At 70.9% G+C, this 20841-nt stretch carries 17 protein-coding genes; 12 read left to right on the top strand and 5 right to left on the bottom strand.

All coding sequences use genetic code 11. From position 1 onward, the window contains the following. Positions 1 to 3: 3 nt before the first annotated feature. The 6 genes from ACN28G_RS15530 (at position 4) to ACN28G_RS15505 (ending at position 6020) form a co-directional block, all read left to right on the top strand. A complete protein-coding gene (locus tag ACN28G_RS15530; RefSeq protein WP_091440346.1) occupies positions 4 to 1179 on the top strand; it encodes a M24 family metallopeptidase in 1176 nt (391 codons plus the stop codon). Continuing rightward, positions 1176 to 2009, top strand: a complete 834-nt coding sequence (locus tag ACN28G_RS15525; RefSeq protein WP_421479509.1) for an alpha/beta fold hydrolase — start codon at positions 1176 to 1178, stop codon at positions 2007 to 2009. Before ACN28G_RS15530 ends, ACN28G_RS15525 begins: the two co-directional genes overlap by 4 nt. Continuing rightward, entirely contained in the window at positions 2009 to 2995 is a 987-nt protein-coding gene (locus ACN28G_RS15520; protein WP_091440340.1) for an ABC transporter ATP-binding protein, read from the top strand. Before ACN28G_RS15525 ends, ACN28G_RS15520 begins: the two co-directional genes overlap by 1 nt. Then, complete coding sequence (locus tag ACN28G_RS15515) at positions 2979 to 3968, top strand: ABC transporter ATP-binding protein (protein ID WP_091440338.1); 990 nt, start codon at positions 2979 to 2981, stop codon at positions 3966 to 3968. Before ACN28G_RS15520 ends, ACN28G_RS15515 begins: the two co-directional genes overlap by 17 nt. A 33-nt stretch (positions 3969 to 4001) precedes the next feature. Beyond that, the gene (locus tag ACN28G_RS15510; RefSeq protein ID WP_217628850.1) at positions 4002 to 5204 is read left to right on the top strand and encodes a dipeptidase; all 1203 of its coding nucleotides are present in this window, start codon (positions 4002 to 4004) and stop codon (positions 5202 to 5204) included. Between the two features lie 87 nt (positions 5205 to 5291). Further along, complete coding sequence (locus ACN28G_RS15505; RefSeq protein ID WP_421479508.1) at positions 5292 to 6020, top strand: GntR family transcriptional regulator; 729 nt, start codon at positions 5292 to 5294, stop codon at positions 6018 to 6020. A gap of 115 nt (positions 6021 to 6135) precedes the next feature. Here the strand turns inward: ACN28G_RS15505 and ACN28G_RS15500 are convergent, their stop codons facing one another. The 3 genes from ACN28G_RS15500 to ACN28G_RS15490 form a co-directional block, all read right to left on the bottom strand. Then, positions 6136 to 6534, bottom strand: a complete 399-nt coding sequence (locus ACN28G_RS15500) for a MerR family transcriptional regulator (RefSeq protein ID WP_421479507.1) — start codon at positions 6532 to 6534, stop codon at positions 6136 to 6138. 34 nt (positions 6535 to 6568) lie between these two features. After that, a complete protein-coding gene (locus ACN28G_RS15495) occupies positions 6569 to 8062 on the bottom strand; it encodes a SulP family inorganic anion transporter (protein WP_421479506.1) in 1494 nt (497 codons plus the stop codon). Positions 8063 to 8248: 186 nt separating this feature from the next. Continuing rightward, positions 8249 to 9592 (bottom strand): hypothetical protein, encoded by a 1344-nt coding sequence (locus ACN28G_RS15490; RefSeq protein WP_091440329.1) that lies wholly within the window; start codon positions 9590 to 9592, stop codon positions 8249 to 8251. Positions 9593 to 9669: 77 nt separating this feature from the next. Here ACN28G_RS15490 and murD point away from each other — a divergent pair, with 77 nt between their 5' ends. Next, positions 9670 to 11019 (top strand): UDP-N-acetylmuramoyl-L-alanine--D-glutamate ligase, encoded by a 1350-nt coding sequence (gene murD, locus ACN28G_RS15485; protein ID WP_421479505.1) that lies wholly within the window; start codon positions 9670 to 9672, stop codon positions 11017 to 11019. 368 nt (positions 11020 to 11387) lie between these two features. On the opposite strand, the gene ACN28G_RS15480 is transcribed toward murD, so the two are convergent. Further along, on the bottom strand, positions 11388 to 11648 hold the full coding sequence (locus ACN28G_RS15480; RefSeq protein ID WP_139135719.1) for a hypothetical protein: 261 nt from the start codon (positions 11646 to 11648) through the stop codon (positions 11388 to 11390). Between the two features lie 1377 nt (positions 11649 to 13025). Further along, positions 13026 to 14417: an acyltransferase family protein gene (locus tag ACN28G_RS15475; protein ID WP_421479504.1), complete on the bottom strand. Its 1392-nt coding sequence runs from the start codon at positions 14415 to 14417 to the stop codon at positions 13026 to 13028. A 229-nt stretch (positions 14418 to 14646) separates the two neighbouring features. On the opposite strand from ACN28G_RS15475, the gene ACN28G_RS15470 reads away from it, so the two are divergent. From ACN28G_RS15470 to ACN28G_RS15450, 5 genes are all read left to right on the top strand, one after another. Then, the gene (locus ACN28G_RS15470) at positions 14647 to 15609 is read left to right on the top strand and encodes a MurR/RpiR family transcriptional regulator (RefSeq protein WP_421479503.1); all 963 of its coding nucleotides are present in this window, start codon (positions 14647 to 14649) and stop codon (positions 15607 to 15609) included. Between the two features lie 25 nt (positions 15610 to 15634). Next, positions 15635 to 17047 (top strand): N-acetylglucosamine/diacetylchitobiose ABC transporter substrate-binding protein, encoded by a 1413-nt coding sequence (gene ngcE, locus ACN28G_RS15465; protein ID WP_421479502.1) that lies wholly within the window; start codon positions 15635 to 15637, stop codon positions 17045 to 17047. 40 nt (positions 17048 to 17087) lie between these two features. Then, positions 17088 to 18029, top strand: a complete 942-nt coding sequence (locus tag ACN28G_RS15460; protein WP_091440313.1) for a carbohydrate ABC transporter permease — start codon at positions 17088 to 17090, stop codon at positions 18027 to 18029. A 15-nt stretch (positions 18030 to 18044) separates the two neighbouring features. Then, positions 18045 to 18995, top strand: coding sequence for a carbohydrate ABC transporter permease (locus tag ACN28G_RS15455; protein ID WP_421479501.1), 951 nt, complete (start codon positions 18045 to 18047; stop codon positions 18993 to 18995). A gap of 125 nt (positions 18996 to 19120) precedes the next feature. Further along, positions 19121 to 20830, top strand: coding sequence for a bifunctional 3'-5' exonuclease/DNA polymerase (locus ACN28G_RS15450; protein ID WP_421479500.1), 1710 nt, complete (start codon positions 19121 to 19123; stop codon positions 20828 to 20830). The last annotated feature ends 11 nt before the right edge of the window (positions 20831 to 20841 follow it).

Raw genomic sequence — 20841 nt, 5'->3', positions numbered from 1 at the left:
CCCGTGCGGCTGCCCGACAGTTTCTACTCGACCGTGCGTGCCCGGCTGACCGAGGCGCTGCACCACCGTGAGCTGGACGGTTTCCTGGCCAGCTCCCCGGCGGACGTCGCCTTCCTCAGCGGGTTCTTCTACATCGCCACCGAACGGCCGGTCTACCTCTGGATGCCGGCCGAGGGCGACCCGCTGCTGGTCCTGCCGCACCTGGACGTCGAGTACGCCGCCCAGCAGGGCGTCACGATCGACACGGTCAGCTATCCCGAGTTCCCCGGGGTGGTCACCGCCGAGCAGACCCTGGCCGCCGCGCTCTCCGGTCGCCGTACCCGGCGGGTCGGGTTCGGTGCCGGGCTCACCGTCGGCACCCTGGCCAAGCTCGACGCCGCCCTGCCCAACACCGAGCTGGTGGTCACCGACGCGGTGGCCCAGCTGCGGCTGCGCAAGTTTCCCGAGGAGATCCCGCTGCACGAGGCGGCGGCCCGGATCTGCGACGAGATGCTCGCCGCCGGCCGGGAGCTGATCACCGAGGCGCTGCGCGCCGGCCGGGAGCTGCCGCGCGAGGACGAGATCGCCCGGCACGTCATCGGGTACGGCACCGACCGGATGTACGCCGACTACGACCTGGTCGTCTACACCACCAAGCTGGCCGGTGGCCTGGTTTACGCCGGTCCCAACTCGGCGCTGCCGCACGGGCTGCCCACCCGGCGTCGGGTCCAGCCCGGCGACACCCTGATTCTCTCCCTCGGCGCGGCGGTGGCCAGCCGGTTCGTGGAGAGCGAGCGGACCTTCGTGATCGGTGAGCCCACCGCCGAGCAGCGCCGCTACTACGAGGCCGACCGGGAGGCCCAGCAGGTAGGCACCGAGGCGATGCTGGTCGGCCGGACCTGCGCCGAGGTGAACCGGACCTGCCTGGACGTGCTGCGCGGGCACGGCCTGGGTGAGTACATCCGGCACCGGCAGGGCCACGGCATCGGGTTGCAGAACCACGAGCCGCCCTGGGTGTCCGACGGCGACGACACGGTGCTGGCCGACGGGATGCTGCTCTCCAGCGAGCCCGGCGTCTACGTGCCCGGCCACGCCGGCTACCGGATCTCCGACACCGTCCTGGTCACCGACGCCGGCCCGCGCCGGCTGACCAGCTACCCCCGCGACCTGGAAGCCAACATCATCGAGGGAGTCCGATGAAGATCAACGGTGCCGAGCTGGTGGTCGAGGCGTTCGGCCCCGAGGACGCCCCGGCCATGATCGTCCACCACGGCGCGCCCGGCCTCGGCTCCCGCAGCGAGCCGAAGCGCTCCTTCGGGCCGTTCGCCGACCGGATGCGGGTCATCGTCTTCGACGCCCGGGGCTCCGGGGAGTCCAGCGACGACGAGCCCTTCACCCACGAGCAGTGGGTCGCCGACGTCGACGCCATCCGGGAGCACTTCGGCTACGAGAAGATCGTCATGGCCGGCGGCTCGTACGGCGGGTTCATCGCCCTGGAGTACGCGATCGCCCACCCCGACCGGGTCTGCGCGCTGATCCTGCGGGACACCGCCGCCGACACCGCCCACGACCACCTCGCCGTGGAACGGGCCCGCAGCACCGACCGGACGGTGATCCCGCAGTGGGCCGTCGACCGGATCGGCACCGGCCGGTTCGAGAGCAACGACCAGCTGCGCGACTACTGGCAGGCGATCCTGCCGCTCTACGACCACCAGCACGACCCGGCCAAGGACGCCGCCCGGCTGGCCGCCACCCGGTTCCACTACCGGACCCACAACGCGGCCTTCGGGCAGAACATGCCGGGCTACGACCTGAAGCCGAAGCTGCCCGGCATCGCCTGCCCGACCCTGGTCACCGTGGGCCGCCACGACTGGCGTACCCCGGTGGAGGCCTCCCAGGTCATCGCCGACCTGGTGCCGGACGCCCGGCTGGTGGTCTTCGAGCACTCCGGGCACAGCCCGCAGCTGGAGGAGCCCGAGCGGTTCCAGCAGGTGGTGCGGGACTTCCTCGACGAGGCCGGGATCCGCTGATGGACCCGCTGCTTCAGGTCACCGACCTGCGGGTGTCCTTCCCCGGCGGGAGCGGGCCGGTGCACGCGGTCAACGGGGTGTCGCTGACCCTGACCGCCGGCCGGACCCTGGCCGTGCTCGGCGAGTCCGGCTCCGGCAAGAGCGTCACCGCCCAGGCGGTGATGGGCATCCTCGACGTACCGCCGGCCAGGGTGGCCGGCTCGGTCACCCTGCGCGGACGGGAGCTGCTCACCCTGTCCCCACGGGACCGGGACCGGGTGAGCGGCGAGGAGATCGGGATGGTCTTCCAGGACGCGATGGCCGCGCTCAACCCGGTCTTCACCGTCGGTGACCAGCTCACCGAGCTGCTGCGGGTCCGCCGTGGGCTGTCCCGCGCCGACGCCCGCCGCCGCGCGGTGGAACTGCTCGACCGGGTACGCATCCCGGCCGCCACCGACCGGGTCAAGGACTACCCGCACCAGTTCTCCGGCGGGATGCGCCAGCGGGTGATGATCGCCCTGGCCATCGCCCTGGAACCGGCGGTGCTGATCGCCGACGAGCCCACCACCGCGCTGGACGTCACCGTGCAGGCGCAGGTGATGGAGCTGATCGCGGAGATCCAGCGGGACAGCGGGATGGCCCTGCTGCTGATCACCCACGACCTCGGGGTGGTCGCCGAGGTCGCCGACGACGTGGCGGTGATGTACGCCGGCCGGATCGTCGAACGGGGCACCGTCGAGCAGATCTTCGACGGGCCGGCGCACCCGTACACCGAGGGGCTGCTCGCCTCGATGCCCCGGGTGGACCGCACCGACGAGCAGCTGTACGCCATCCCGGGCGCACCGCCGAACCCGGCCCGGCTGCCGTCCGGCTGCCCGTTCCACCTGCGCTGTCACCGGGTCACCGACGAGTGCCGGACGACGCTGCCCGCCCTGGAGGCGCTGCCCGCCGGCCGGGCCAGCGCCTGCCACCACCGCACGGAGGTGCTGCATGCCACCCAGCGATGACGTCGTGCTGCGGGTCGAGGACCTGGTCAAGCACTTCCCGTTGAAGCGACGCGGCTCGCTGCGCGCCGGCGGGGTGGTCAAGGCCGTCGACGGGGTCAGCTTCACGCTGCGCCGCGGCGAGACCCTCGGAGTGGTCGGCGAGTCCGGCTGCGGCAAGAGCACCCTGGCCCGGACCCTGGTCGGGCTGGAGAAGCCGACCTCCGGCGCGGTGCGCTTCGGCGACTCGACGGTGCACACCGCCCGGGGCCGGGAGCTGCGGGAGCTGCGCCGCCGGATCCAGATCGTGCTGCAGGACCCGTACACCTCGCTCAACCCGCGCCGCTCGGTCCGGGAGATCCTGCTCCAGCCCTTCGAGATCCACCCGGACGTGCTGCCCAAGGCCCGCCGGCTGGACCGGATCAGGGAGCTGCTCGACCTGGTCGGCCTGGACGCCAGCCTGCACCTGGACCGCTACCCGCACCAGTTCTCCGGCGGCCAGCGCCAGCGCATCGGCATCGCCCGCGCACTGGCCCTGCAACCCGACGTGGTGGTCTGCGACGAGCCGGTCTCCGCGCTGGACGTCTCGGTCCAGGCCCAGGTGGTCAACCTGCTGGAGCGGCTGCAGAAGGAACTGGGCGTGGCGTACGTCTTCATCGCCCACGACCTGTCGGTGATCCGGCACATCTCCGACCGGGTCGCCGTGATGTACCTGGGCAAGCTGGTCGAGAGCGGTCCCGGGGCCGGGCTGTACGACACGCCCCGGCACCCGTACACCAAGGCGCTGCTGTCGGCGGTGCCGGTGCCCGAGCCGGGCCGGCGGGCCCAGCGGCAGCGGATCCTGCTCGCCGGTGACCCGCCCAGCCCGGTCGACCCGCCCTCGGGCTGCCGGTTCCGCACCCGCTGCTGGCAGGCCACCGACACCTGCGCCACCGAGGAGCCACCCCTGGCGGGGCCGGACCATCCGGTCGCCTGCCACTACCCGCTGGCCGCCTGACGCGCCGGCACCGTCGACGAAGGAGAGACCATCGTGCTGCAAGAACCCGCGCCGCGGTACCAGGGCCACAAGTCCTACGAGTACCTGGAGCCGCACTCGGACTACCGGGTGTTCGCCCTGGCGCCGGAGCTCGGTCGGGTGCCCGAACACGACCTCGGCCTGACCGACGCCCAACGGCAGCGGGTGACCCGGCTGCTCACCGAGCACGTCGCGATCTCACTACACGAGCATCCGGTGATCCTGCCGGAGGACGTCCGGGAGCTGCGGGCGTACAACCGCACCGCCCGCCAGCGCACCGGGTACGAGGGGTTGTCCCGCTCCGGGCTGACCGCCGTGTTCGACAACTTCATGGCCGGGGCGTCCTGCGTCACCAGCGAGAACGGCTGGAAGTGGAACGACCTGGTCTACGCCGTCGGGATGCGGCTCTCCGACGTCTACCAGCAGGACTACGTCACCCTGGCCACCAGTCTGGCCGACATCCACGCCGCCAAGCGGGACGGCCGGCTGGCCCTGGTCGCCGGCCTGGAGTGCAGCAGCCCGATCGAGAACGAACTGGACCGCATCGACATCCTCTACGGCTTCGGCATCCGGCAGCTCGGCATCGCCTACAGCCAGGCCAACATGCTCGGCGGCGGCCTGTCCGAGCGCAACGACGGTGGGCTGACCCACTTCGGTCGCCGCGCGGTGGACCGGATGAACAAGCTCGGCATCGCCATCGACATCTCCCACTCCGGCGACCGCACCTGCCTGGACACCATCGAGGCGTCCCGGGTGCCGGTCTTCATCACCCACGCCGGAGCCCGCTCGGTCTGGGACACCGCCCGGATGAAGCCGGACGAGGTGATCCGGGCCTGTGCCGAGCGGGGTGGGGTGATCGGCATCGAGGCCGCACCGCACACCACGCTGTCGGAGAAGCACCCGCACCACTCGATCGAGTCGGTGATGGACCACTTCACGTACTGCGTCGACCTGGTCGGCATCGACCACGTCACCTTCGGCCCGGACACCATGTTCGGCGACCACGTCGGGGTGCACGACACGTACGCCGCGAACTACGCCCACGACGCCGGCAACCGGCCGGAGCACCCCCGGGTGGAGTACGTGTCCGGAGTGGAGAACCCCGCCGAGGCGTTCAACAGCATCGTCGGCTGGCTGGTCGCACACGACTACTCCGACGACGAGATCGCCAAGGTGATCGGCGGCAACACGGTCCGGGTACTGGAGCAGGTGTGGTGAGCACCCGACCGACCACGCCGGCCGGCCGCCGGTAACTACTACACTCCGTACGCCGAACCGGCGGCGGGGAGCGAGAGGTGAGAGTCGATGGCTCGGCGGGAGACCGCGCTCCAGGCGGCACAGGGTCGGTTGATGGAACTCATCGGCAGCGAGTTCCAGGCCGGCGACAAGCTGCCCAACGAGCGTGAGCTGGCCGACCTGCTGGAGGTCAGCCGGGCCACCGTGCGCGAGGTCCTCGGGCAGCTCGCCGCCGAGGGCGTGGTCAAACGCACCTGGGGCATCGGCACCTTCGTCCACGAGCCGACCGGCCGGGTACCGGTGGCGATCGGCGACGTCACCGCCCTGCGGGACCGGATCACCGCCTCCGGCCACCGCCCCGCCCTGCAGGACGCCGCGGTGAGCCGGGTGAGCTGCCCGGGGGACTGCGCGGAGGTGCTCGGGTTGGCCCCCGGCGACCCGTGCTGGCGGGTCGACCGGCTCTTCGCCGTCGACGAGGTCCCGGCGGTGTGGATCCGCGACCACCTGCCGTTGCGCGTCGCCGACCGGGAACTCGACCCGTCCGGGCTGGTCAGCATCGACCTGGACATGTTCGAGTTCCTGGCCGGCGCGACCGGGATGCCGGTGCGCCGCGCCGAGATCGAGTTCGCCGCGGTGCTCGCCGACGACGAGCTGGTCGCCCGGCTCGGCGTCCCCGCCGGTCACCCGCTGATAAACGCCACCCAGATCGGGTACGGCAGCGGCGACCTGGCCCTGTTCCACGGTCACATCACGGTACGCACCGACATCCTGACCCTGCGGATCAGTCGGGGCAGCTGACCGGCGTACCCGGGTGACGCTCGTGGGCCGGGGCGACCGGTCGCGGGTCCGGCCCGGTGCGGCGCGGCTGTGCGAGCGGTGCCGGGCGTGACCCGTGGCCGCGTGACGGCGGGGGTCAGGTGCTGTGCCTGTCGATCTGGTCCTGCATCTGCCGGGCGAAGCCCTCGGCGGTGGCCAGTTGTTCGCGTAGCGCGCTAACCCTGGTCTGGGCGGCGGTCTGGAACGTCGCGAGCCGCTCACGCAGCGCGGCCCGCTCGGTGTCCGGCGTCCTGCCGTCGGCGAGGCCGTCGAGGACGGTGAGCAGGTCACGCATCTCGTCGAGGGTGAACCCGAGCGGCTTCATGCGTTTGACGACGGCGAGGCGGGCGAGATCGGGTTCGGTGTAGAGGCGGAACCCGCCGTCGCTGCGGGACGAGGGCGGGACGAGGCCGACCTCCTCGTAGTGCCGGATGGTGCGGATGCTCAACCCGACGCGTTCGGCGACCTCGCCGATCTGCATGTGCCGTCCGGTCATTCGACCAGTCTGCCCGACCGGGATGCCGCGACCATCAGTGCCCGACCCTCAGGGTGCCGGCGAGGGTGCCGTGCATGGCGGCGCTGGGCTCGTTGAGACCGACGATGGTGACGGCCTTGCCCTTGGCGGCGTACTTGGTGGTGATGGCGTCCAGGGCCGCGACGGAGGACGCGTCCCAGATGTGCGCCCCCGACAGGTCGATGACGACGTCGTCGGGGTCGTTCGCGTAGTCGAACTGGTAGACGAGGTCGTTGCTGGAGGCGAAGAACAACTCGCCGTGCACCGAGTAGACGCGGGTGGCGCCGTCGGGGTCCAGCACGCTGGTGACCTCGGCCAGGTGCGCGACCCGACGGGCGAATACGACCATCGCGACCAGCACCCCGAGCACGACGCCGATGGCGAGGTTGTGGCTGGCCAGGGTCCCCGCGACGGTGGTCACCATGACGATGGTCTCGCCCCACGGCATCCGCTTCAGCGTGGCCGGCGCGACGCTGTGCCAGTCGAACGTCGCCACCGATACGATGATCATCACGGCGACCAGGGCGGCCATCGGGATCAGCGCCACCACGTCGCCCAGCGCCACGACGAGGACGAGCAGGAACACGCCAGCGAGGAACGTCGACAGGCGGGTCCGGGCACCTGACGCCTTCACGTTGATCATCGTCTGGCCGATCATCGCGCAGCCGCCCATGCCACCGAAGAAGCCGGTCACGATGTTCGCGACACCCTGGCCCCAGGACTCGCGGGTCTTGTTGGAGTGGGTGTCGGTGATGTCGTCGACGAGCTTGGCGGTCATCAGCGACTCAAGCAGCCCCACCAGGGCGATACCCAGCGCGTACGGGGCGACCAGCTGGAGGGTGGCCAGGGTGAACGGCACGTCGGGCAGCCCGAACACCGGAAGGCTGTCCGGCAAGGTTCCCTCGTCACCGACGTTCGGCACGGCGAGGTGCGCGACGACCGTGAACACCGTGAGCGCGACGATCGCCACCAGCGGTGCCGGGACGGCGGTGGTGACCCTCGGCAGGAACACCATGATGGCCACCGCGACGGCGACCATCGGGTAGACCAACCACGGCACCCCGACCAGATGCGGTACCTGCGCGGTGAAGATCAGGATGGCCAGGGCGTTGACGAAACCGACCATCACGCTGCGCGGGATGAACCGCATCAGCCTGGCGACCCCCAGGACGGCGAGCAGCACCTGGATCAGCCCGCCGAGAATGACCGCGGCGACCAGGTAGCCCAGGCCGTGCTCCTTGGCCAGCGGCGCGACGACCAGCGCGATCGCTCCGGTGGCCGCACTGATCATCGCGGGCCGACCGCCGCAGAAGGCGATCGTGACCGCCATGGTGAACGACGCGAACAGCCCCACCCGCGGGTCGACCCCCGCCAGGATCGAGAACGAGATCGCCTCCGGGATCAACGCCAGTGCCACGACGAGGCCGGCGAGCACCTCGACACGCAGCACCCGTGGTGACAGCCAGGACGGGCGGGAGGGGCGGCGGGCGGCCGACAGCAGCGCGGACATGCAGCTCATTTCCGTTCGAGGCGGACACCGTCACGGGCGTACGCGCTGGGGTGGCCCCACGGCTTGGAGCATCCTGAACCTACCCTTTCGTGAGAGTAGAGTTCTTCCCCGTCGGCGTGGGATGCATCACCGGCGATGTGAAAGGGGTACCCCGCTCTACCGAAAGCGTTAAGAAGGGGCCCTTCCTTACGCCTGGAGGGTTTTGGCGTAGGGGGCGGGGACGAAGTTGGGGCCGCCGGGGGTGAAGACGTCGGAGCGGGCGGCGGTGGCCCAGGCGGTCTCCGGGACCGCGGCGACCAGCGCCTGGACGACCGGGGCGTCGCGCCACTGGTCCTGCTCGGCGAGCAGCCCCAGGGCCACCACCGACTCCTCCACCTCGCCCACACACTCGAACGGCTTGTGGCCGTCCACGCCGAGCAGCTCCCGGTAGCCGGGCAGTTGGCTCTCGTCGGCCAGCAGGTCACCGCCGAAGATGCCGACCACCCGCTCGCGGGGCATGAACGGTGCCATGGCCAGGAAGACGAACCGGCACTTCGGGCAGTTCCGGCACCAGCGTTCGCTGGCGTCGCGCAGCTTGAACGCGGCGTTGCAGCTGGTCACCACCGCGTCGTACCGGTCGATGGCGGCGAAGAGCCGGGCGATGTGCAGCTCCGACAGCGAGCGCAGCAGCGAGAAGTACGGCTCGGTAAGCCCGGCGTGCCCGGCCAGCGCCGCCCGCAGCAGCCCCTCGGCCTCGACACCCTTGGACCACTGGTGGTTGATCTCGTGGCCGTTCCAGACCAGGTTCGGGTCCGACGCGGAGCGCTCGTTGGACATCACCACCGGGCCGAGCCCGTGCAGCACGGCGGTGGCCACCGCGATCAGCGAGTTGATCGCGGTGACCGGGATGTGGCCGTTGCGGGCCCCGGCCGCGTTCAGCTCGAACAGCACCGGGTCGATCCGCCGCCGGGCGGCCAGCGGGGTGAGCCCGGAGGCCTCGTTGACCGCCACGATCACGTGGTTCGGGTTGACCGAGAAGGGCACCGGGTCGAAGCCGGCCCGGCGCAGCGCCTCCAGGCTGACGATGGAGTCCTTGCCGCCGCCGACCGCACTCAGTGGCCGCAGCTCGGAGTTGTCGTAGACCCGGGCCGCCGGCACCTCACCCGGGGGTACCTCGGGGGTCAGCTCCAGCACGTGCGGCAGTTGGTTGCGGTAGGCGTACTCGGCCAGGCCCTTGGTGTAGACGGCGGTGACCAGCGCCACCGCGTCGGACCCCAGCGGCGCCGGCAGCACCAGCCGGGCCGGCGCGGCGGTCTTGTAGTAGCTCACCCCGGCGACCAGGTGCAGCAGGGCCAGCACCCGGTCCAGGGTGGCGACCGTGGCGTCCGACGGCGGCGCGTCCGGCAGCGGGAGCGTGATCACCTCGGTGAACCGCTGCTCGCCCGCCGGGCCGGTCAGAGCGTAGTCGAACAACGCCTCACCGGTGGCGAGATCGATCGAGTAGGACGGGAAGGTGAAGGCGTCCATCCGCCGGAGCTGATCGTTGGGCACACGCCATACTAGGCCCCTGGTCCGGCCCACCGTGCCGGGTGCGGGCCAACCGCCGCCCACCGTGGAGGAGATCACCTGTGCGCCTGTCTGACCTGCGCGGACGTACCGTCGCTGTCTGGGGGACCGGCCGGGAGGGCCGGGCCGCGGTGACCGCGGTCGCCGCCCACGCCCCGGCCGACCTGGTCGCCGTCGACGACAGCGCCAACTTCCTCGCGCTGCCCTGGGAGGGCGAGCTGGCCGAGGCCGCGCCGGTGGTCACCGGCGAGCAGGGGTACGCCCGGCTGGCCGCCGCCGACGTGGTGGTCCGCTCCCCGGGGGTGCCGCAGACCCACCCGTGGCTGCTCCGGCTGCGCGAAGGGGGTGCCACGGTGACCAGCGGCACCGCGCTCTGGATGGCCGAGCACGCCGACCGGACCATCGGGGTCACCGGCAGCAAGGGCAAGAGCACCACCGCCAGCCTGATCAGCCACCTGCTCACCGCGGTGGACCGGCCGAACGCCTTCGGTGGCAACATCGGGGTGCCGCTACTGGACCTGCCCGAGGCCGAGCGGTACGTGCTGGAACTCTCCAGCTACCAGTGCAGCGACCTGACCGACTCGCCCCGGGTCGCGGTGGTCACCTCGCTCTTCCCCGAGCACCTCGACGCGCACGGCGGGGAGCGGGAGTACTACCGGGACAAGCTGAACCTGATCGCGCACGGCCCCCGCACGGTCGTGGTCAACGGCAACGACCCCCGGCTCGCCGTGGAGTTGGGGGACCGGGCGGCGATCCGGGCCGGCACCCCGGGCAGCACCAACGTGGCCGGCGGCGCCGACGGGACGCCCTGGTTCCACCTCGGCGACCGGCCGCTCTTTCCCCGGGCGGTGCTGCCGCTGGTCGGCCGGCACAACGAGGGCAACCTCTGCGTCGCACTGGCCGTGCTCGACGCGCTCGGCGTGGACGTCGTCGCCGCCCGGGACACCCTGGCCGTGGCGGTCGCGGAGTTCCAGGGGCTGGCCCACCGGCTCACCGAGATCGTCGACGCCGAGGCCGGGCTGACCTTTGTCGACGACACCCTCGCCACCAGCCCGTACGCGGCCATGCACGCCATCGACGCGTACGACGGGCGGCCGTTGACGGTGATCGTCGGCGGCACCGACCGGGGGCTGGACTACACCGTGTTCCGGGACCACCTGGCCGAGCGGGAGATCACCGTGATCGGGGTGCCGGACAGCGGTCGGCGGATCGTCGAGGCGCTGGCCGGGTTGCCGAAGGTGCGTACCGAGGTGGTCGAGGACCTGGTGGATGCGGTCCGGCTGGCCCGGGAGGTGACCCCGACCGGCGGGGTGGTGCTGTTGTCGCCGGCCGCGCCCAGCTACGGCCGGTTCCGCAACTTCGAGCACCGCTCCGAGGTGTTCGCCCAGGCGGTCGCCGACACCCGGGGCTGAGCTGACGCCGCAGGTTGGGTAGTGCCTGGCAGCGGTCTTGCGGCAGCGCCGGCGACGGACCGGGTGGGGTCCCAGGATGCCTGTCCGGCAGGCATCGGAGACGGGGCGGGTTGCCCCGCTGTCGCCGTGGCAGGACCGGGTGCCGGCAGTTCCCCGCCCCGTCGTTGCGCCAGTAGCTGTTCGTAAATCCTGCGGTTTGCACGTCCCGGGGGCAGGAAGTGCTCCTCTCCAGTCCGGGTGTTCCGGGACCTTTCGTTGACCGGGAACAGGCGTCCTAGGTGACGGTCGGCGAGTAGGGCCTCGACGATCTCTTTGTCGTCGTTCTGAACTCGCATCGGGATTCCCTTCCGAAGTCATCTGTAAACGTCTTATTTGACATAATGGTCTTGGTAGAGATGGGATTTTCCGTTGTTGTCGATCTCTCCGTTTGCTCGGAGTCGGTGGTATTCGGGCACCCACTGCGAGTTGTCGCCCCGTTCGGGCTTTGTCGACGCCGGCTGCTGCCGTGGGTTGAGTTCGCGTTCCGGCGTGGCCGGCCGGGCGTTCAGCGTCGGATTCCCCATCACCTCCACATAACTTGAGTTGATGTCGTCAACTTGTTCGGGGGTGAATTCCCACGGGTTCGTCATCTTGCCTCCACGGTGGACGTCGTCGTCCCCACGGGCGCCGAGGGCGTCCGGTTCACCTGAGTGACGGACGACGCAAGGTGAGGAGCCGGAGCAGTCCGGCCCCGGCCAGGGTGCGTTGGTTGACGGGAGTTCGCCAGGCCGTCCTCGTCGTCCGAGGCACCTCGCCGAAGCCCTGCGGGTGAACCGTGGGTGGTTCGTGGTCGTCATGGTGGGGAGGTCGACGTGAAGGAGGAGCCGTGACGGACCCGTCCAAGGATCCCGCCGGGCGATCGGGGATCGTGTGTGACGAGATTGATTGCAGCTTGACCGATGGTTTGGGGGGCTCTGCTCTTCAGGAGTACGGCGACGGGGCTGGTGGTTGGGATCATGCTGCTGGTGTCGGTGGATCGTCTTTCGGTGGCGACGAAAATTCCTACTGGGAGGCGATGTTTGGGCCGTTGGCCGAGTTCGACGGGAGTGCCGATGCTGACCTTTTTGATGGGCCTGACGGTGTGGTCGTGCCCGGGTCGTCGCAGTCAGCCGATGCTGATGTGATGGTGCTGACCCAGGAGCAGGGATCCGCCAGCCACGCTCCGGCAGTCGATAAACCACGAAAGAGGACCCGGCGTTCCGGTGCCGATTGGGCCGTGTTGCACGAGGCGTACTTCCGACGGTGTGGGGGCGAGGTGCCATCAGTCCGGCCGCAGCAGAGCGCCGATGACCTCGCTAGTGACCGTCGTCTCCGGAACCTCCGGGCGGCCGTGGCTCGGGTGACGCCCGAGGAGGTGGTGTTCTTCAGGTCCCGTGGTGCCTGGTTGGAGCGGTTCCTTCCGCCGGGTGGGGTGAACCGGGCGATTTTCGACAAGGGTTTCGAGGGAGTCGCCAGCCGCAGAATGCTGCGTTCGGGGGCCGAGTGGGTGGTGTTGCACGAGGCGTACTTCCGGCGGTGTGGGGGCGAGGTGCCATCAGTCCGGCCGCAGCAGAGCGCCGATGACCTCGCTAGCGACCATCGTCTCCGGAACCTCTGGGCGGGTGGGGTTCGGGTGACGCCCGAGGAGGTGGTGTTCTTCAGGTCCCGTGGTGCCTGGTTGGAGCGGTTCCTTCCGCCGGGCGGGATGAACCGGGCGATTTTCGACGAGGGTCTGGGGGGTCGTGTCGGTGGTTCCTCTGTTGCTTCTCCTGCCGTTGCTTTCTTGGCCTCGCTGTCGTCACCGGGAGGTCAGCATGTGTCGTCTGGTTCTTCGGCGCACTCGTCGCTGACTTATTCGGCACCCCACCTGGGGCAGCGGCAGCCCGCACCGTCGCCCCGACCCGGGCCCTGATCACGGACCGCGGCGTCGGGTGGAGTTGAATCCCAGTTCGGGTTTCACTGGTACGCGTTCGCCGAGGGCGTCCGGTTCACCTCGGTGACGGACGAATCCAGGTGAGGAGGCGGAGCAGGCCGGCCCCGGCCAGGTACGTCACCAGGGCGGCGACGGGCAGCCCCAGCGGCTCGGGGGCGGCCTTCGGGGTCTGGCTGTTGACCACCAGGGCGGCCACGACAGCGGCGTAGCCGGCGACGATCAGCACGCCGCGTACCGGGGAGGTGGGCTCGGCGGTGGTGCGGTCCCGGCGTACGGTGCGGGCCTCGACCCGGCCGAAGGCCGCCACCAGGACGGCCAGCACGGCGGCGAGCATCAGCAGCCACGGCACCCGCCAGGCGTACCAGGCCGCCGACCCGGCCTGCGGGGTGGGCAGCAGGCCCACCGCGTCCAGCGCGCCGACCAGCAGGAGTACGGCGGTCAGGTGCCAGAGGAATACCGTCAGCACCACCGAGTTCACCGCGATCACCGCCTGCCAGGGGCGACGCCGGTGCAACCACCGTTCCACCGGGTCCCGCAGCAGCAGGATCAGGCCGAGTTGGGCGGCGAAGAGGGTGAGCAGGGCCAGGCTGGGCGGGGAGGCGTTGTCCAGCCGTTGACCGGGCACGTTGAGCATGCTCACCGGGTACGGCCCGGGGCCGGTGAGTCCGATCGTGGCGGCCAGTCCGCCGGCCAGCAGGGCGAGGGCGGCCGGCCGGCCGGTGGGCAGCCGTCGGCGTCGGAGGCCGGCGTCGCCGGCACGGTCCTCGCCCGGTCGGCGGGCGGCGTCGGCCCGTTGGCGGGCGTCGTACCAGGCGAAACCGAGCTGGTGTACGGCCAGCCAGCCGAACGCGTAGCCGCCGAGGCCGAGCCGTTCGTGCCCGGCGAGCCGGGCCAGGTCACCGGCGGCGACCAGCAGCACCAGGACCAGGGGCACGGCGAGCCCGAGGCGGCGGTGCAGCGCGTACATCGGTGGGGTGAGCGGGACGACGGCCAGGTAGGCGGCGAGGAACCACAGCGGAATCGTGGCGAACCAGACCACCGTCCGGACCCGGGTCGCCTCCGCGCCGACCAGCGACGACCCGGCCGCGCCGACGGCCAGCACCACCAGCAGCACGGTGGTGGGGCGGACCAGCCGGACGCTGCGGTCCAGCAGCCAGCCGGCCCCGTCGCCGCCCCGGTCCCGGAACGAGTGCAGGCTGGCGGCGTTGGCGTACCCGCCGACCAGGAAGAAGACCGGCATGACCTGGGCCAGCCAGGTGAGCGGGTACGCCCAGGGCAGCTCGGCCAGCGCGGAGTGCCCGTCCGGCGCGCCGGTGGCGTCGTAGCCGATGACGGTGACCGTCCAGTGGCCCAGGACCACCATGACGATGGCCAGCGCCCGCAGCAGGTCCAGGTAGCGCTCGCGCTCCGGCGGCGTACGGTCGGCGAGCTGTCGCAGGCGACCCATGCCCCTCAGGCTAGGCCAGCGTGACCGGGTCGGGGCCGGACGCGGCGGATCGGCGGTGCGTGTGCTCGACCGGGGTCCGTGCAGGTAGGAGGGTGTTTCCCGGGTCAGCGGCCAGATCGCCGCCCAGGTAACAGTTTGAAAACTTCATCCATGGCCTTGACAGGAAGGGTCGGTTAGTAAGAACTTTTACCACTAACAGTTAACACTCTTTCCCGAAGAAGGGCGATCGATGGCCGACCCCGAGGTGGACACTCCCGCGGCGACCGCGGTGGTCGAGGCCGCGTCGACCGACCGACGACTCGCCCCCGCCATCATCAACGACAGCGTGCTGGCCCGGGTCCGCTCCGGAGTGGACGAACTGACCGGGGCACTGCGGCGGGTCGCCGACCACGTGCTCAGCGACCCCGAGGCCGCCGCCCGGTCGACAATCGTGGAGCTGGCCGAGCGCAGCGGCACCTCCCCGGCCACCATCACCCGGTTCTGCCGGGCGATGGGCTTCGACGGCTACGCCGACCTGCGGTTGGGCATCGCCGCCGAGACCGGCCGGGCCCGGTCGGCGGGCTGGACCGTCGACATCGGCCGGGAGATCCTGCCCGGTGATCCGCTGGACCGGGTGCTCGGTCAGCTGATGGCCGCCGACACCCGCGCGATGCACGACACCGCCGCCCTGCTCGACCTGGCCGAGGTGGAGCGCGCGGCGGTGGCGCTGGCCGGTGCGGGCCGGGTCACCATCGTCGGGGCCGGCGGTAGCGCCCTGGTCGGCCAGGAGATGCAGCTCAGCCTGCACCGCATCGGGGTGGCCGCGTGGGCGTGGAACGACGTGCACGACGGGCTGGCCAGCGCGGCGCTGCTCGGTGAGGGTGACGTGGCGCTCGGCATCTCCTACACCGGACAGACCCGGGAGACCGTCGAGATGCTCGCCGAGGCGGGCAGCCGGGGCGCCACCACCGTGGCGCTGACCGGGTTCCCCCGCTCCGCCCTGGCCGAACTGGCCGACGTGGTGCTGCTCACCGCCAGCCAGTCCACCAGCTTCCGCCCCGACGCGCTGTCGGCCCGGCATCCCCAGTTGGTCGTCCTGGACCTGCTCTACATCGCCGTTGCCCAGCGCACCCACGACCGGGCCCACGCGGCCTTCCGGCGGACCGCCCAGGCCGTCGGCGGACACAAGGCCACCACCGCAACCAGCACCTGATCCCACCACACAAGGAGAGAAGACGATGCCGGACTACCCCGAGAACGTGGCCGACCTCAACCGTCGTACGCTGCTGCGCCGGGCCGCCGCCGTGGGCCTGCTGGTGACCCCGGCGGCCGGGTTGCTCAGCGCCTGCGCGGGCAGCGAGCCCGACCGACCCGCCGAGAACGAGGGCGCGAAGAACAAGGACAACCCGTTCGGGGTCGCCGACGGCAGCGCGGTCAAGGTGGTCATCTTCAACGGTGGCCTCGGTGACCAGTGGGCCAAGGAGGACCAGGTGATCTTCGCCGCCAAGCACGCTGGCGTGACGGTCAACCTCAGCTCCACCCAGAAGATCAAGACCGAAGAGCAGCCGAAGATGGCCACCCAGCCCAGTGACCTGGTGATGAACTCGGGTGCCGACATCATGGACGTCAGCACCCTGGTCAACGAGGGCGCCATCGAACCGCTCGACGACCTGCTCGACGCCCCGGCCTGGGACGGCGAGGGCACCGTCGGCGACTCGCTGCTGCCGGGCACCCGCGAGGACGGCACCTTCCAGGGCAAGTTCTACGTGGTCAACGTGGCCTTCACGGTCTGGGGCAACTGGTACAACAGCGCCCTGTTCGAGCGGGAGGGCTGGACCCCGCCGACCACCTTCGACGAGTTCTTCACCCTTGCCCCGAAGATCAAGGCCAAGGGCATCGCCCCGTACGTCCACGACGCGGTGCACGGCTACTACCCGCGCTGGGCGCTGATGGCCACCATCTGGAAGTCCGCCGGCAAGCAGGCCGTGTACGACATCGACAACCTGAAGGAGAACGCCTGGCGGGCCGAGGGGATCCTGCCCGCCCTTGAGGCCTGGGAGAAGCTGGTCAAGGACAAGCTGCTGCTGCCGGGCAACCTCAACCACACCCAGTCCCAGCAGGCCTGGCTGGACGGCAAGGCCGCCTTCATCCAGGTAGGCACCTGGCTGAAGAACGAGATGGCCGCCACCATCCCGCCGGGCTTCGAGATGAAGCTGTCGGACTACTGGGGACTGGGTGCCTCCGACAAGGCCCCGAAGGACGTCTTCGCCGGTGCCGGCGAGGGCCTGGTGGTGCCGAGCAAGGCCCCGAACAAGGCGGCGGCCAAGGAGTTCCTGCGGGCGGTTCTGTCCAAGTCCGGTTCGGCGAAGTTCGCCGAGCTGACCAAGTCGCTGGCCTCCACCAAGGGCTCCGGTGACGCGATCCAGGACACCGCCCTGGCCAGCGCCAACGAGCTGATGAGCAAGGCCCCGGCCGACCTGATCAAGACCAAATTCTGGGACTTCTACGCCGACCTGGACAAGGAGAGCCAGAACCTCTCCGCCGAGCTGATGGCCGGACGGCTCACCGCCGCCGGGTTCGTCGACCGGATGCAGAAGGCGGCCGACAAGGTCGCCAAGGACTCGTCGATCACCAAGCAGACCCGGTCCTGAGCACGGCGTACCCGGCGAACAGTTCGAGAGAGTAGGTTCCATGCGGCACGGTGTCGGGCGGTTCGTGACGGGCTTTCTCTTCCTGCCCGTCGCGCTCTACCTGCTGTACGTGGTGTGGCCGTTCGCGCAGGCGGCCGGCTACTCGCTCACCAACTGGGGCGGGTACTCCGACCGGCAGGACTTCGTCGGGCTGGACAACTACGTCCGGCTGTTCTCCGACGAGCTGATCCGCAAGGCGTTCTGGCACAACGTCTTCTTCCTGGTCACCGTGCCGCTGTTCACCATCGCGCTGGCCCTGTTCCTCGCCTTCCTGCTCAACGTGGGCGGGCGGGAGGACAGGGCCGGCGTACGGGGGGTGTTCGGCTCCGGTTTCTACCGGGTGGTGTTCTTCTTCCCGCAGGTGCTGTCGCTCGTGGTGATCGCGGTGATGTGGCAGCAGATCTACCGGGGCGACGGGCAGGGCCTGATCAACGGCCTGCTGATGAAGATCGGGCTGGTCGACGAGGCCGACCCGATCGCCTTCACCGCCGACCCGGTGCCCTTCCTCGGCGTACCGGCGGTGCTCTGGTGGTTGCTGCTGATCGCGGTCTGGAGCGGGGCCGGGTTCTACATGGTGCTCTTCTCGGCGGCGATGCAGTCGATCCCGAAGGACATCTACGAGGCGGCCCTGCTCGACGGCGCCGGCCGGCTGCACACCTTCTTCCGGATCACCCTGCCCCTGCTGCGCGACACCGTCTCGGTCGCCTGGGTGTACCTGGGTTTCATCGCGTTGGACATGTACGCCCTGGTCTTCGTGATGACACCCAGCCAGGGCGGGCCGGACCACGCCAGCGAGATCTTCGCCTCGGTGCTCAACTTCACCGCGTTCCAGAAGGGCCAGTTCGGTTACGCCTGCGCGATGGGTGTGGCGCTGGCGCTGTTCACCATCCTGCTGGCCGCGCTCCAGCTCCGGATCACCCGCCGTGAGCGGATCGAGTACTAGAAGGAGAACGGTCTGATGAGCACGATCACCCGGGCGGCCGAGCCGGCCCACCCCGACGGGGGTTCCCCGGCGCGCCCGGCGGCGGGGAAACCGACCGGCGACACCCTAGGCGGGCGGGTCTTCAACGGCTTCTCGCACGTCTTCCTGGTGGTCTGGGCGGTGATGGTGATCTACCCACTGCTGTGGGTGGTGATGTCGGCGTTCAAGTCCGACGCCGAGGTGATCCGCAAGCCGCTGTCGCTGATCCCGGAGAAGCTCAACTGGGACAACTTCTCCCGGGCCTGGTTCGACGGACAGCTCGGCTCGTTCTTCGGCAACACCCTGCTGGTGCTGGTCGGCAGCGTCGGACTGACCATGCTGCTCGGCTCGATGGCCGCCTACGTGCTGGCCCGCTACGAGTTCCCCGGCAACCGGGCGATCTACTACCTGTTCCTGTCCGGGCTGACCCTGCCGATCTACCTGGCGGCGGTGCCGCTGTTCAAGGGCGTCTACAACATGGGGATCGTCTTCCCGCTGCTCGGCCCGAACAGCCACCTGATGCTGATCCTGGTCTACGTCGCCTGGTCGCTGTCGTTCACCGTCTTCTTCATGCACTCGTTCTTCCGGACCCTGCCGACCGCGGTCGCCGAGGCGGCACTGGTGGACGGGGCCTCGCACAGCCGGCTCTTCTTCAGCGTGATGCTCCCGATGGCCCGACCCGGCCTGATCAGCATCGGCATCTTCAACGTGCTCGGCCAGTGGAACCAGTGGTACCTGCCGACCCTGCTGATGCAGTCGGTCGCCGGGGAGCCGAAGAACCAGGTGATCGCCCAGGGGCTGATCGAAATCTCGGTCAACCAGGGCTACCGGTCGGACTGGAGTGGGCTCTTCGCCGGGGTGACCATGGCGATGCTCCCGGTGCTCGTGGTCTACCTGGTCTTCCAGCGCCAGGTCCAGTCCGGCCTTACCGCCGGCGTCGGCAAGTAGGTGTAAGGAAGGGCCCCCTCCAAACGCATACGGTATAGCGGGGTTCCCCTCTCACCGGCTCGGCCGGCGGTGGTGCGCCGCCGGGCGCGGGCGGTGGGGCGGGAGCGGGGAGGCGCCGGCGCGGGATGTCGTACCGGGCGGGCAGAATCAGGTTCGTGCTGGTGGCGGTGGTGGCCGACGGGCGGGGCGGCGGGATGCTGCAACCGCTCGATCCGGGCGGCCGCCCCACCGGGCCGGTCGAGCAGGCCACCGACCTGGTGGCCGCCGTGGCCGCCCGGGAGGCCGCCGATCGGCCCCGGTGGCTGTGGGCGTCGGCCGCGTCGGCGTACCCGGCGTTGTTGCGTGGCGGGGCGCGGGTCGAGCGTTGCCACGACCTGGAGCTGACCGAGGCGCTGCTGCTCGGCCACGCCGGCCGGTGGGGCGAGCCCCGGTCGGTCGCGGCGGCGCTGGCCCGGCAGACCGGCGGGCCGGTCCCGCCCGACCCGCCGCCGCGCCCGGTCGAGCCGCCGGGCCAGGCCCAGGGCACGCTCTTCGACGCCCGGCCCGGCCCGCCGCCGGCCGACCTCACCGACCTGAGCAGGGTGTACGCCGACCAGCTGACCCGGATCGGGCGCACCGGGCACCCGTACCGGTTCCGGTTGCTGGTGGCCGCCGAGTCGGCCGGCGCGCTGGTCGCGGTGGAGATGGGGGCCACCGGGCTGCCCTGGCGGGTGGAGACGCACGACGAGATCCTGGCCGAGCTGCTCGGTGAGCCGTCGGCGACCGGCGGGCAGCCCCGCCGGTTGGCCGAGCTGCAGGCCCGGATCGCCACCGCGTTCGGCCTGCGGCAGCTGCACGTCGACTCCCCGGCTGAGTTGTTGCGCGCCTTCGCCCGGGCCGGTTTCGAGCTGCCCAACACCAGGGCCTGGGTGTTGCGCGCGGTGGACCATCCGGCGGTGCCGCTGGTGCTTACCTACAAGGAGCTGTACCGGATCTGGACGGCCCACGGGTGGGCGTGGCGGCAGGCCTGGGTCTCCGGTGGCCGGTTCCGCCCGGAGTACGTACCCGCGGGGGTGGTCTCCGGACGGTGGGCCACCCGGGGCGGTGGCGCGCTGCAGATTCCCAAGGTGATCCGGCGGGCGGTGGTCGCCGACCCCGGGTGGCGGCTGGTGGTCGCCGACGCGGGTCAGGTGGAGCCGAGGGTGCTCGCGGCGGTCTCCGGTGACGCCCGGCTGGCCGCAGCCGGCGGGGCGGGCGACCTGTACGCGGCACTGGCCCGGGAGTCCTTCGCCGGTGACCGGGGCCGCGCCAAGGTCGCCCTGCTCGGCGCGATGTACGGGCAGACCGGTGGCGAGGCGGCACCGGCGTTGGCGGTGCTGCGCCGGCACTACCCGACCGCGTTCGCCCACCTGGAGACGGCGGCCCGGACCGGTGAGGCCGGTGGTCTGGTCCGGTCCTGGCTGGGCCGGACCTGCCCGCCGGGGTCGGCCGGGTTCGCCGGGTTGGACGGGGTGGGCCAGGCCGACCCGGAGCCGGTCGACCCGCGGTCGGACCGGGCCCGCGCGGCCCGGTCCCGGGGCCGCTTCACCCGCAACTTCGTCGTCCAGGCCACCGCCGCGGAGTGGGCCTCGACCCTGCTGGCCACGCTGCGCGCCGCACTGGCCGGCACCGACGCGGAGCTGGTCTTCTTCCAGCACGACGAGGTGGTGGTGCACTGTCCGGCCGGGCTGGCCGATCGGGTGGCCGAGGCGGTCACCGGCAGCGGGGAACGGGCCACCGCACTGCTCTTCGGCGACACCCCGGTCCGCTTTCCGCTGGATCTGAGCATCGTGGACTGCTACGCCGACGCCAGCTGAGTTATGCGCAG

Origin of the sequence: Micromonospora sp. WMMA1923, from assembly GCF_049179195.1 — a bacterium.
Taxonomy (GTDB): Bacteria; Actinomycetota; Actinomycetes; order Mycobacteriales; family Micromonosporaceae; genus Micromonospora; species Micromonospora yangpuensis.
This window is presented reverse-complemented; position numbering and strand designations above follow the sequence as displayed.